The 12,876-nt window shown below is 72.0% G+C and carries 9 protein-coding genes; 8 read left to right on the plus strand and 1 reads right to left on the minus strand.

Translation table 11 applies throughout. The annotated features are described in order from the left end of the window. The first annotated feature begins 46 nt into the window (after positions 1-46). From ACFU9P_RS04860 to ACFU9P_RS04890, 7 genes are all read left to right on the plus strand, one after another. Positions 47-1,465 carry a phenylacetate--CoA ligase family protein gene (locus tag ACFU9P_RS04860; RefSeq protein WP_384077796.1) on the plus strand — a complete coding sequence of 473 codons (1,419 nt, stop codon included), beginning with the start codon at positions 47-49 and terminating at the stop codon, positions 1,463-1,465. 193 nt (positions 1,466-1,658) lie between these two features. Further along, positions 1,659-2,903, plus strand: coding sequence for an aminotransferase class I/II-fold pyridoxal phosphate-dependent enzyme (locus ACFU9P_RS04865; RefSeq protein ID WP_376379200.1), 1,245 nt, complete (start codon positions 1,659-1,661; stop codon positions 2,901-2,903). 182 nt (positions 2,904-3,085) lie between these two features. Continuing rightward, positions 3,086-4,096 carry a 3,5-dihydroxyphenylacetyl-CoA synthase DpgA gene (gene dpgA, locus ACFU9P_RS04870; protein ID WP_384077928.1) on the plus strand — a complete coding sequence of 337 codons (1,011 nt, stop codon included), beginning with the start codon at positions 3,086-3,088 and terminating at the stop codon, positions 4,094-4,096. A 46-nt stretch (positions 4,097-4,142) separates the two neighbouring features. Then, positions 4,143-4,982, plus strand: a complete 840-nt coding sequence (gene dpgB / locus ACFU9P_RS04875; protein WP_384077797.1) for an enoyl-CoA-hydratase DpgB — start codon at positions 4,143-4,145, stop codon at positions 4,980-4,982. Between the two features lie 93 nt (positions 4,983-5,075). Continuing rightward, positions 5,076-6,452, plus strand: a complete 1,377-nt coding sequence (dpgC, locus tag ACFU9P_RS04880; RefSeq protein ID WP_384077798.1) for a (3,5-dihydroxyphenyl)acetyl-CoA 1,2-dioxygenase DpgC — start codon at positions 5,076-5,078, stop codon at positions 6,450-6,452. Continuing rightward, on the plus strand, positions 6,449-7,840 hold the full coding sequence (locus ACFU9P_RS04885; RefSeq protein ID WP_384077799.1) for a PLP-dependent aminotransferase family protein: 1,392 nt from the start codon (positions 6,449-6,451) through the stop codon (positions 7,838-7,840). The genes dpgC and ACFU9P_RS04885 overlap by 4 nt, the downstream gene beginning before the upstream one ends. A 102-nt stretch (positions 7,841-7,942) precedes the next feature. Beyond that, entirely contained in the window at positions 7,943-11,131 is a 3,189-nt protein-coding gene (locus ACFU9P_RS04890; RefSeq protein WP_384077800.1) for an amidohydrolase family protein, read from the plus strand. Between the two features lie 75 nt (positions 11,132-11,206). Here ACFU9P_RS04890 and ACFU9P_RS04895 read toward each other — a convergent pair whose 3' ends face one another. Beyond that, positions 11,207-12,157 (minus strand): NADP-dependent oxidoreductase, encoded by a 951-nt coding sequence (locus ACFU9P_RS04895; protein ID WP_384077801.1) that lies wholly within the window; start codon positions 12,155-12,157, stop codon positions 11,207-11,209. A gap of 49 nt (positions 12,158-12,206) precedes the next feature. Here ACFU9P_RS04895 and ACFU9P_RS04900 point away from each other — a divergent pair, with 49 nt between their 5' ends. Continuing rightward, positions 12,207-12,830 (plus strand): TetR/AcrR family transcriptional regulator, encoded by a 624-nt coding sequence (locus ACFU9P_RS04900; RefSeq protein ID WP_384077802.1) that lies wholly within the window; start codon positions 12,207-12,209, stop codon positions 12,828-12,830. Positions 12,831-12,876 lie beyond the last annotated feature (46 nt).

Raw genomic sequence — 12,876 nt, forward strand, 5'->3', positions numbered from 1 at the left:
GCGGACAGCCGCCCCTGACCCTGCGGCTGTCTTTCGGGAACACTCAATGCACGGGGGAAACGTGTTGCGGGAGACCACTCCATCACCGAGATTCCACGACAGAGCTTCGCGTGACCTGACATCGGGCGGACCGTCCGGGATCGAACTGGCCGAGAATCTCGACACGCTGTCACGGGCCCAGCTCGAAGACATACAGCAGCGCAACCTCGCGGCGACCGTCAGCGCCCTCCGGCAGAACCCGGACGTGGCCGCGAGCTGGCCGGGCGCGCTCGATCTCCGGGTGGCCCGCGACCTGCTCAAGCTGCCGCTGTTCTCCCCCGCCGATCTCCAGGAGACCTGTCCGCCCGCCTCGGAGAATCTGGTCCTCGGTGATGCCTCGGCCGGGCTCGTCCTGCGCTCCAGCGGGACCTCGGGGCTCCGCAAGATGATCTACCACTCCTGGGAGTTCAGCCGACGGGTGTCGTATCTCGGTGCCCGCGGGGTACGGAGCGCTCTCAAGCCGCGTCCACGGCGCGTCGCCAACTTCCTCTACCCGGGCGAGCTGAACGGCGCGTTCGGCTTCGCGCAGGAGGTCACCGAGCTGCTGCCCGCCATGGCCTTCCCCATGGGAAGCAGCGCCCTCGCCTCGCCGGAGACGCCCGAGGTGCTGCGCGACCACCGGGTGGACACCGTCATCTGCTCGCCCTCGGCGGGCACCCAGCTCCTGACGGGCGACGCCACCCGTGAACTCCTGGCGGGCGTCGTCACCAACTTCCTGTACATCGGAGAGATCCTCGGGGAAAGCCGGGAACGTCAACTCGCCGCCGCACGGCCCGATCTGACGGTGCGCTCGTTCTCGTACTCCACCAGCGAGACGGGGCCCATCGGCTATCAGTGCGCCTATCAGCGCGGTTCGACCCACCATCTCCACGAGGACGTGCTCGTGGTCGAGGTCATCGACACCGACGCCGAGCGCACCCAGCCCGACGGACGCGTCGGCGAGGTCGTCGTCACGACGCTGACCGACTCCGGGATGCCGCTGCTGCGCTATCAGATCGGTGACGAGGGCTATATCGAGACCGAGCCCTGTCTGTGCGGCAGCGCCGCCCGGCAGCTGACCCTCACCGGGCGCGTCGGACAGTCCATGAACGTGGACAGTACGACCATCTCGCGCGACCTGGTGATGGAACAGCTCGGGACCCTGGGCATCACCGATCCGGCCGACTGCCAGTTCCAGGTGGTCCAGCACGGTCCTGACAGTCCGCGCGGTCCCGGCTTCTCGATTCGGCTGCTGCTCTCCGACCGTACGCCGACGGGGGTCACGGCCGAGGACGCCATAGCCGCGCTGTACGGGGCGTACCACATGGGGAGGGTCTTCACCGCGCCCTCCTACCGCGGTCTGACGCTGGAGCGGGTCGACGGCTCGGCGTTCCACCACACCCCACGGGGCAAGACCCCCTTCTTCGTGGAGCGGCCCGCGCACTGACCGGCCCGACGGGCGCGCCGGCGACCACCGGCCGTACCACCGGACCGCCGCACGCCGGGCGGCCACCGGCCACGACCGCGTGGAGCGGGCGGGGCGACGCGGACCCGATGGCTTCCAGCCTCTGTCCGGGCCCCTGCCCCAGCCCCCCCGGCGACAACAGCACCATCCCCAGATTCCTCACTGGAGATATCCGATGCCTCGTACGACCGAACGCGGCAACTGGGTAGCAACGCGCGTCGACAAGACGTCGGACGCGCTGACCCGGGCCATCGCCGCCGATCTGACCAGCCATGTCTTCGCGGCACGGGAGGGCAAGGAGGTGATCCTCGCCGACGGCGCACGCGCGGTCGAGTTCATCTCCTGCTCGTACCTCGGACTCGACACGCATCCGGCGCTGGTGGAGGCCGCCGTCGCCACGCTCCGCCGGGTCGGCGTGCAGTTCTCCTCGTCGCGCACCCGGATGCGCCACGAGGATCTGGAGGCCCTCGAAAGCCTGCTGGGCGCTGTCTACGGCGACCGCCACGCCACCTGTTTCACCTCCGTCGGCAGCGTCCATCTCGGGGTGCTGCCGCTGCTGGGCAGCGGGGTGCTGCCCAGCTATCCGATCGCGAAGAACGGCGCGGCGTTCCTCATCGAGCGCACGGCACACGCCTCCCTGCAAGTACTGCGCGGCGTACTCGAACAGATCGGCACCGTCGACCGGTTCGACTGCGAGCGGCCGGACGAGCTGGCGGTCAGGCTCGCCGCGGTCCGCGAGGCCGGGCGCACCCCGATCGTGATCGTCGACGGTGTCGGCTCCATGGGCGGCCTGATCGACGTACGCGGGCTGTACGGCCTGTGCGCGGCGGCCGACGGATATCTGTACGTGGACGACGCGCACGGGGTGTCGATCAGCGGGCCGCGCGGGGCGGGCTTCGCGTACGAGGAGTTCCGCGATCTGCCGGGCGGACTGCCCGCCCCGGTGCTGCTCGTCGGCTCCCTCGCCAAGGCCTTCGGCGGGAGCAACGGCGGCTTCGTGGTGCTGAACAGCGAGGAGGACACCGTACAGCTCCGCAGGTTCGCCAATCCACTGATCTTCGGCGGCCCGATCGCCCTGCCCGTGGTGAGCGCCTGCCGGGTGTCGGCGGAGCTGCATCTCGACGGTACGGTGGCCCGGCTCCAGCGGGACCTGTGGCGCAACACCGAGCTGTTCGACTCCCGTACCGGCGGCGCGCTCTTCAACGCGGGCACCCGCTCCCCCATCCGCGGGGCGCTCTTCGAGAGCGAGGAGGACGCGCTGCTGGCGGCGGGGCGGCTGCGCAAGGCGGGTGTCATCGTCACCCCGGCGTTCTTCCCGACCGTGGCGAAGGGCAGCGGTCTGATCCGGATGGCCGTCTCCGCGCTGCACACCGCGGAACAGATCGAACTGGCCACCAATGAGCTGGGGGTGCGGGCATGACGAGGGGCGCCACGGGTACGGCGGGGCCGGACACGGTGCCCGTCCGACGACCGCCGGGCGCGGCGGACATCGGTCGGCCGATCACCGCGTACGGGCCGCTGAGCACCGCGAACGCCGGGCCCCGGCCCGCTGTCGCCGGCTTCGGTACGGCCACTCCCCCCAACTCGTACACCCAGCGCGAGATGCTGGACCTCTTCCGGATCGAGGTTCCGCGCATCCGGTCCGTCTTCCTCAACAGCGCGATAGAACGGCGCTATCTGACGCTGCCGCCCGAACTCGCGGACGGCACAAGGAAGACCGAGACCCAGGGCGAACTGCTCGCCAAACACAAGGAGCAGGGCGTACGGACCGCTGCCCAGGCGCTGGAGACGGCCCTGAAGCGGGCCGGGCTGGCCCTCGGCGACATCGGTTACCTCTGCTGTGTGACCACCACCGGGCTGCTCACCCCGGGCTTCTCGGCGCTGCTGATCAGGGAGTTGGGGCTGCCGGTCGCGGCCGGCCGGCTCGATGTCGTGGGCATGGGCTGCAACGCCGGGCTCAACGCGCTGAACGCCGTCGCGTCCTGGTCGGCGGCCAACCCCGGGCAGGCGGCGGTCATGGTCTGCGCGGAGGTCTGTTCCGCCGCGTACGTCTTCGACGGCACCATGCGCACCGCCGTCGTCAACAGCCTCTTCGGCGACGGCTCGGCGGCGGTCGTGCTGGTCACCGACCCGGACGGGAAAGCCGAGGAGGAGGACGAGGACAGCGCGCCGAGGGCCACACTGCTGAAGTTCGCCAGCCGGATCATCCCCGAGGCGGTGGCGGCGATGCGCTACGACTGGGACGACACGCACGGCAAGTTCAGCTTCTTCCTGGACCGCGATGTGCCATACGTCGTCGGCGCGCACGCCGAGGAGGTGGTCGGCCGGCTGCTCGGCGGCACCGGTCTGCGGCGCGCCGACATCGGCCACTGGCTGGTGCACTCGGGCGGCAAGAAGGTCATCGACTCGGTCAAGGTCAACCTCGGGCTGAGCCCCCACGCCGTACGCCACACCACCGGGGTGCTGCGCGACTACGGGAATCTGTCGAGCGGATCGTTCCTGTTCTCGTACGAGCGCCTGATGGAGGAAGGACGGGTGCGCCGCGGTGACTACGGCGTGCTGATGACAATGGGCCCCGGCTCGACGATCGAGACGGCGCTGGTCCAGTGGTGACGGCGCCGGTGCGGTGGCGACCCCCGACACGAAGGCTGAGGAAACGATGACGCTGATCGGAAAGCTGCGCGAGGGGGCCGCCGCGGTCCTGACGGTGGGCGGGGACGAGGAGCTGACCCCCGAACTGGTGGCCAGGGTGAAGGCGGCGGCCGAGGAGGCGGAAAGCGCGGAGAGCGGGGTGGTGCTGCTTCTGCTGGGTACGGGCGCGGACACGGAGTCCGGTGGCGGGGCCGACCGCGAAGACCGGGCCGCCGAGGCCGACCGGGACGACCAGGCCGGCGGTACGGAGTCCGGGGAGCGGGTCGGCGCGGCCGGCTCCGGCGCCCCGGCAAGCGCCTCGCCCATCGGTACGGGACCAGTGGGTACGGGGCCCGTCGGTACGGGCATTCATCTCGTCAACACCTGGGAGCGCGCGCTGCGACGGTTGGAGACGGCCGACCGCCCCACCCTGGCCCTGGTGACCGGCGAATGCACGGGACCCGCGTTGGAGGCCCTGCTCACCGCCGACCACCGGATCGCCGACGACGGCGCACGGCTGCGGCTCGCGGGCGGCGAGGACGGTGCCTGGCCGAGCACGGCCGTACACCGGCTTGCCCAGCAGATCGGTACCGCCAGGGCCCGGCGGCTGCTGCTCAGGCGCCCATGGCTGGACGCGAAGGAAGCGGCCGGACTGGATCTGCTGGACGAAACAGTCGCTGGTACCCGGGAAGCGCTGGAGCGCGCGGCGGGGGTCGCCGAGGAGCTGTCGGCCGTGCCCGGACGCGAGTGGTCGATCCGGCGCCGGCTGCTGTTCGACGCGACCCTCAGTTACGAGGAGGCGCTGGGCGCCCATCTCGCCGCCTGCGACCGAAGTCTGCGCCGCCGGGCGTTGAACGGCGCCTCCTGAACGCCGCCGACTCCGGCCGCTGACCGCCGCACGCCCCGGCCACCGCACACACGCACGCCCGCCTCCGCACCTCCGAGTCTCCGAAGGAAACACGTGTCGACGACTGGCACTCCCCCGTCCTCCGCCGTTCCACAGCGCGCCGGGCCCCTGGTGAGCAACGACGGTCCGGTGTCCGACCACGGACTCACCGCCGCCGCCGAGGCCCTGGCCGCGGAGATCCGTATCCGTGAGGCCCCGCTCGCCGGCCTCCCGCCGCGCGCGGCGCGCTCCGCGGAGGAGCAACGCCTGGCCGCCGGGATCCACCGCGCCTGCCGTGGTCTGCGTGCCTCCTTCCTCCGCACTCATGCCGCGGCCGTCTACGACCGGCTGACGGACGGTCGTACCGTACGGCTCGGGCTCACGGCCCTGGCCGAAGCGGCGGCCGAGGCGTTCCCCGGTCTGGTGCCGACCCGTGCCCAACTGGCCGCGGAACTGCGCCATGTCCAGGCGGAGAAGGAAGGCCGGGAGATCGACCAGGGCATCTTCTTCCGGGAGATCCTGCGGCTGCCGGAGGCGGGCGGACATCTCGTCGACGTCCTGCGCGACCCGACATCCCAGGCCCGTGCGCTGCTGCCGGACTTCCGCGCCACCGGCCGGGCCGAACTGGGAAAGGTCACCGTCGAACGGCGCGGCGACGCGGGCCATGTGACCTTCCACAACGAGTCCTGTCTCAACGCCGAGGACAACGAGCTGATCGCCCAGCTCGACATCGCCGTCGACCTCGTGCTCCTGGACGACTCCATCCGGGTGGGGGTGCTGCGCGGCGGGCCCGTGCCCCATCCCCGCTACCAGGGCCGGCGGATCTTCAGCGCGGGCATCAATCTCGCCGAACTCCACCACGGCCGTATCTCGTTCACGGGTTTTCTGCTCCAGCGCGAGCTGGGTTACATCAGCAAGATGTACCGGGGCCTCTCCACCGAGGACCGGCCTGACACTTTTCCCGCCCACGGCGTTGAGAAGCCCTGGGTGGCGGCCGTGGACACCTTCGCGATCGGCGGCGGCGCGCAGCTTCTGCTGGTGATGGACCAGGTGATCGCCGCCGCGGACTCGTATCTCAGTCTGCCCGCGGCCCAGGAGGGCATCGTGCCGGGCGCCGCGAACTTCCGGCTGGGGCGGCTGACCGGTGCCCGGACCGCGCGCCAACTGGTGCTCGGCGGGCGGAAGATCTGGGCGGGCGAACCGGCCGCGCGGCTGCTGGTGGACGAGGTCGTCGACCCGAAGGCGATGGACCGCGCGGTGGACGAGGCGGTGGCCCGGCTCGCGGCGCCTGCCGTGCTCGCCAACCGCCGGATGCTGCGTCTCTCGGAAGAGCCGGTCGACGCGTTCCGCTCCTATATGGCGGAGTTCGCGCTCGCGCAGGCGGAGCGGCTGTACGGGGAGGACGTGCTGGACAAGGTGGGCCGCTTCACCGCAGGGGGGACCGTACGGTGACGACCGCCCGTCCTGACACCCGTACCAGCACCCATCTCAGCACCCGTACCGGCGCTGTACTGTCCCGCGATGCCCTGCACGGCTCGCTGGGCTCCCCTGCCATGGGGTCGATCAGCTTCCTCAACGAGGTGATGAGCCGCTTCCCCGACGCCATCTCCTTCGCGCCGGGCGCCCCGCACACCAGCTTCTTCGCCGAGATCGACACCGCCCGCCACACCGCCCGTTATCTGCGCCATCTTCAGGAGGACCGCGGGCTGACGCCCGAGGGGGCCGAGCGGCTGCTCTACCAGTACGGGCCGAGCCGGGGCCTGATCAACGGTCTGGTGGCCGACGCACTCCGTACCGACCAGGGAATCGACGTACCACCGGAGTCCCTGGTGATCACGGTGGGCTGCCAGGAGGCGATGCTGCTGACGCTCCGGGCGCTCGTCGCGTCACCGGCGGATCTCGTCGCGGTCGTCAATCCCTGCTTCGTCGGACTGTCCGGGGCCGCCTCGGTGCTCGGGGTGGATCTGGTACCGATCGACGACGCCGTCGACTCCGGAGGCACCGGCGACGGCGGCGACAACACCGACGGCATCGACTTCGCCCAGCTGGACGAGGTGTGCCGGACCGCCCGGCGGGCGGGCCGCCGTATCCGCGCCCTGTACATCGCACCCGACTTCTCCAACCCGTCCGGCGGCTTCATGGATCTGGCCGCCAGGCACCGGCTGCTCGCCGTCGCCGAACGGGAGGACTTCCTCGTACTGGAGGACAACGCCTACGCGTTCACGGCGGAGCAGCCGGGCGCGCTTCCGCCGCTCAAAGCGCTGCCGGGCGGCGAACGGGTCGTCCATCTCGGCACGTTCGCCAAGGTGTGCATGCCGGGGGCCCGGGTCGGTTATGTCGTCGCGGACCAGCGGGTACGCGACGACGCCTCGGGCCGTACGGTCCTGCTCGCCGATGAACTCGCCACGCTCAAGAGCATGGTGACCGTCAACACCTCGCCGCTCGCACAGGCCGTCATCGGCGGCATCCTGCTGGAGCACAACGGTTCGCTGGCCTCGCTCGTCCGGGCGAAGGCCGCGCTGTACCAGCGGAATCTGCGGCTGCTGCTGGACGCGCTGGACCGCGGCCTCGGCCCTGGGACGGGGGCGCCCGCCGGGGTGTCCTGGAACCGGCCCCGGGGCGGCTTCTTCGTACGGGTGCGGCTGCCCGTCGTGGCCGACGAGCGGCTGCTCGAACGGTCGGCCCGTGAGTTCGGTGTGCTGTGGACACCGATGTCGCACTTCTATCTGGGCGACGGCGGGGACCGTCAGCTCCGGCTCGCGTGCAGCTATCTGGACCCGGACACGATCGAGGAGGGCGTCGCCCGGCTGACGCGCTTCCTGCACGCCGTGTGCCCATAGGGCCCTGCCCCCGGGGCGTGTCCGCGATGTCCCGCCCGGACCCCCATGTCTCGCCCGGACCCCTTGCGCCGCCCATTTCCCGAGAGGAAGCCGAAACACGTCATGGACGACAACACCGCGGCCGATACCGCCTCCGCCCGCCCGAGCAGACGCCGCGTCCTGGTCGGGGGCGGTGTTCTGGCCGCCGGAGCGCTGGCCGCCACGGGAGCCGCCACGGGCCCGGCGACCGCCGCCGTACCGGACCCGCCCCTGGACGGTGCCGGCGACGGCGGTGACCGACGGGCGCCCCGTACAGTCACCGTCTTCGAGGGCACGAACATGGCCGCCGCGCTCTCCCCCGACCGCACCCGCCTCGCCATCGATCCGCTCGGCGCGATCTGGCTGGTGCCCGCCGACGGCGGCGAGGCCGTCCGGCTCACCGGGGAGTTGCAGGACGCGACCCAGCCGGACTGGGCCCCGGACGGGCGCACGCTCGTCTTCCAGTCCTTCCGTGACGGGACGTATCAGCTCTGGTCCGTACGGCCGGACGGCACCGGCCTCACCCGGCTGACCGACGACGAATACGACAACCGCGAGCCGCGCCACTCGCCCGACGGCAGCCGGATCGTCTTCACCTCGGACCGCTCCGGAAGCAACGACCTGTGGCTGCTGGAACCGGCCACCGGCGCCCGGACCCGGCTCACCTCCGGCGACGACGAGGACGGCATGCCAGCCTGGTCGGCCGACGGCACCCGTGTCGTCTGTACGGTCAACGACACGGCCGTCGACGCCGTGGACGTCGCGACCGGGGCGCGCACCCGGCTGGTCACCGCGAGCGGCGACGCCAGGATCTACGGCCCGGCGCTGAGCCCGGACGGGCGCCGGCTGAGCTACGTACAGATCGCGGGCACCCGCGCCGAGGTGATGCTCGACGGCCGGGCCGTGGTCACCGGCGCCGATGTCCATGCCCTGCGCACCTCCTGGATCTCGGCCGACGAGCTGCTCTACACGGCGAACGGGCGCGTACAGCGGGTCCGCGTGGACGGGGAGGGAGCCGCTCGTACGGCTTCTCGTACGGTCGACTTCACCGCGACCGTCACCCTGGACCGTCCGCCCTGGCGGCACCAGGTCAGGGATTTCACCTCGACCGCCGTACAGCAGGTCAAGGGCATCGCGAGCCCGGTCGTCTCCCCCGACGGTAAGCGGATCGCCTTCCGCGCGCTCAATGCCCTGTGGGTGATGGGGACGCGGCCCGGCGAGATCCCCGTCCGGCTGGTGGACGACGGGTTCTTCGCCTCCGACCCCGACTGGTCCCCGGACTCCACGGCCCTCGTCTACGTGAGCGACCGTTCCGGCACCGCCGCCCTGTGGCGCCAGGATCTCGCCGGAGGCGAGCCCGTACGGCTGACCCGGCTGGCGGGCGCGCAGCTGACCCCGCGCTGGTCCCCGGACGGTACGAAGATCGCCTACCAGGACGAGAACGGCGGTACGTGGGTGCTGGACCTGGCCTCCGGGACCGTACGGCAGGTGCTGCCCGTCGTGTTCCAGCCCGGCCGCCCCACCTGGTCCCCGGACAGCACCCGGCTCGCCGTCGCCGCCAACAAGCCGTACTCCAGACGGAACCGCGCCGGACTCAGCGAGATCCTTTCGGTGGATCTCGCCACCGGTACGACGCGTTCCGAGCCCGTCGCGCCCCATCGGTCGATCGCCACGCGGGGCGACGACGGGCCCGTGTGGACCCCCGACGGACGGCACTTCGTCTTCGTCATGGAGAGCACGGCCTGGCGGGTGCCCGTCGACGCCACCGGCAAGGTCACCGGGGCGCCCGAGCAGATCACCGCCGAGGTCACCGACTCGCTGTCGGTGGATTCGCACGGCCTTCTGCACTATCTGAGCAACGGCAGGCTGCGGACCGTACCCGTCTCCGGCGGCGCCCCGCGGACCGTGCCCGTAGCGCTGACCTTCCGCCGGCCCGTCGGTACCCGCACCGTGGTGCTGCGGGCGGGCGCCTTCTGGGACGGCCGCGGCGACGGGCTGCGCGGCGCGGCGGACATCGTCGTGAAGGGCGACCGGATCGCCGAGATCCGCCCGGCGGGCCGGGGCCGCGGCGACGAGGTCGTGGATCTGTCGGGCCTGACCGCGATGCCGGGTCTGATCGACTCGCATGTGCACTGGCACATGCGCGGCCGGCAGTGGGGCGACCGCACGGGGCGCCTGATGCTGTCGTACGGCATCACCGCCGTCGTGTCACCGGCCGACCCCGCCTACCAGATGGTGGAGACGAGGGAGGCCATCGAGTCGGGGGCGCGCGTCGGTCCGCGTTTCTTCGGTACGGGGGAAGCCCTGGACGGGGCCCGGGTCTTCTACAACAACGTCCGGCCCGTCGTCTCCGCCGAGCAGCTCCGGCTTGAGCTGGCGCGCGCGTCGGCGCTCTCCTACGACCTCGTCAAGACCTATATCCGGCTGCCCGCGCCCCTGGAGCGGGCGGTGACCCGGCAGTCGCACGAGCGCGGTATGCCGGTCACCTCGCACTACGCGTATCCGCAGGCCGGTTACGGCATGGACGCCATGGAGCACACGGGCGGCGGCAACCGCGTCGGCTACTCGCAGACCCAGACCCGGCTGGGCCGGGCGTACCAGGACTCCGTCGCCGTACTGGCCGCCGCCTCCATGCCCGTCACCTCCACGCTGCTGAACTCGTCCGTGCTGCTCGCGGACGACCGCTCGCTCGTCGCCGACGAGCGGACGCGGCGGCTCTACCCACCGTGGGACTACACCGCGCTGGTGGCGAAGGCCGACGCGGCGGGCGGCCCGGCGGCCGGGCTGAACCGGGCGCTGCTGGCGGGCGGCGTGGACATGCTGCTGCGGATCCAGCGCGCGGGCGGCACCGTCGTCGCCGGTTCGGACGCCCCGCTCGACGATCCCGCGCTCTCCCTGCACCAGAATCTGCGCGCGCTGGTCCAGGGCGGCTTCACCCCGTACGAGGCGCTGCGCACCGCCACGGCCAACTCCGCGCGGCGCATGGGCGTGGACGGGCTGCTCGGCGCGATCGCCCCGGGGATGCTCGCCGATCTGGTGTTCGTCGAGGGCGATCCGCTCCGGGACATCGACGCGGCGGCGGCCGTACGGACGGTCGTGACCGGCGGCACGGTCCGTACGGTGGACTCGCTCCTGGCGCCCTTCGCGCCCACGACAGCTGCCGCCCGCGGGTCCGCCGCCAACCCGAAGGACCACTCCCTGGTCTCCCCCGAGGCCGACCGCCGGTACGGGTGGCGGGACCCGCGCCCCGGGGGAACGGGCTGCCTCTGCTGAACGGCGTGACCGGTCACGACAACCGGTCACGGGCCCGATGCTGCCCGGCGGACCGGGATCGTTCACTTCATCCGGTCAGTTCACCAGCACGATCTTTCCGCGGGCATGGCGGGTTTCGCTCAGTTCGTGCGCGGCGGCGGCCTCGGCGAGCGGGAACGCCGCCGCGACCGGCACCCGCAGCCGGCCCTCGGCGGCGAGCGTGACCGCGATCGCGAGACCGTGCACGGCCGGCGGGTCGGCGGGGGCTCCCACGGCGGCGCCCGTGTCGTCGGCCGGGGCTCCGTGTGACATGTGTACGCCGTGGGCCGCCGCGGTGAAGTCGGCGATCGTCACCACGCGCGCCGGGTCGCCGGCGATGGCGATGAGGTCCGGCAGCGCCCCTCCGGCGCAGTCGAACACCGCGTCCACCCCGGCCGGTGCCAGCGCGCGGACCCGGTCGACGAGCCCCGTACCGTACGTCGTGGGCTCCACGCCGAGGGAGCGCAGGAAGTCGTGGTTGTGCTCGCTCGCCGTACCGATGACGGTGGCGCCGCGGGCGGCGGCGAGCTGTACGGCGACGGTGCCCACCCCACCGGCCGCGCCCTGTACGAGCACGGTGTGCCCGGCGCCGACCGCGAGCCGGTCGAGGACCCGGGTGGCCGTCTCGACGCCGCCCGCCGCGCCGCCCGCTTCCTCCCAGCTCCACGCGGCCGGTTTTGGCGCCCAGGCGGCCAGGACCGCGAAGTCGGCGTTGGCGCCGCGCGTGGCCATGGCGGCGAAGCCGAACACCTCGTCGCCGACGCTCACGCCCGTGACACCGTCGCCGACCTCGTCCACCACGCCCGCGGCGTCGAATCCGGTCCGGTACGGAAACGTCGTGGGCACCATGTCACGCAGCGTCCCTGAGCGGATGAGCGTCTCCCCGGGCGAGATTCCGGAGGCCCGTACGGCGATACGGATCTCGCCCGGTCCGGCGTGCGGCGCCGCCACCTCGGCGACGTGCACAACGCTGGGCGGGCCGTATTCGGTGAATTGAATCGCTCTCATGCGCCGGACCGTAACGGAGCACCCCGTCCGTTTGGCTAAAGTGAGAGAGGTGACGGCCGAAGTGGTAACGAAGCTCCGCTCCGACGCCCGCGACAACCGCGAGCGCATCCTCGCGGTCGCCCGCGCGGCCTTCGCCGCGGAGGGCCTCGACGTACCGATCCGGGAGATCGCCCGGCGCGCCGAGGTCGGTGTCGCGACCGTCTACCGGCACTTCCAGACCAAGGAAGCGCTGCTGACCGAGGCCTTCGCCGAGCAGATGGCGTCCTGCTCGGCGGTCGTGGAGGAGGGGCTGGCGGCGGGCGACCCGTGGAACGGGTTCTGCCTGGTGATCGAGAAGCTCATGGAGATGCACGCCCTCGACCGGGGCTTCGCCCGCGCGTTCACCTCGCAGCTCCCTCAAGCGGTCGACTTCGCCGCGGACCGCGACCGCACGCTGCGTCTGCTGCTCGAACTGGTACGGCGCGCGAAGGGAGCGGGCTCCTTGCGGGGGGATTTCGTACTGGAGGACATCAGCCTGGCGCTGATGGCGAACGAAGGCATCCGCGCCGAGTCGCCCGAGATGAGGGTGGCGGCGTCGCGCCGCTTCGCGGCCCTGATGATCCAGTCGTTCCGGGCGAACCCCGTCCCGGCCCCGCTCCCGCCGCCCGTCCGGCTGCCGCTCTCCAGAGGCTAGGCCGTGTCCGACCCGGCGGTGGCCACGGGTGGCCGATCGTGATCGG

Source organism: Streptomyces sp. NPDC057617 (assembly GCF_042800555.1).
GTDB lineage: Bacteria > Actinomycetota > Actinomycetes > Streptomycetales > Streptomycetaceae > Streptomyces.

Excerpts from the sequence above, each read along its gene's own strand:
- ACFU9P_RS04895 (WP_384077801.1), bottom strand. The coding sequence starts at position 12,157 with ATGAGAGCGATTCAATTCACCGAATACGGCCCGCCCAGCGTTGTGCAC.
- ACFU9P_RS04865 (WP_376379200.1), top strand. The coding sequence starts at position 1,659 with ATGCCTCGTACGACCGAACGCGGCAACTGGGTAGCAACGCGCGTCGAC.
- ACFU9P_RS04890 (WP_384077800.1), top strand. The coding sequence starts at position 7,943 with ATGGACGACAACACCGCGGCCGATACCGCCTCCGCCCGCCCGAGCAGA.
- dpgB (WP_384077797.1), top strand. The coding sequence starts at position 4,143 with ATGACGCTGATCGGAAAGCTGCGCGAGGGGGCCGCCGCGGTCCTGACG.
- ACFU9P_RS04860 (WP_384077796.1), top strand. The coding sequence starts at position 47 with ATGCACGGGGGAAACGTGTTGCGGGAGACCACTCCATCACCGAGATTC.
- dpgA (WP_384077928.1), top strand. The coding sequence starts at position 3,086 with ATGCTGGACCTCTTCCGGATCGAGGTTCCGCGCATCCGGTCCGTCTTC.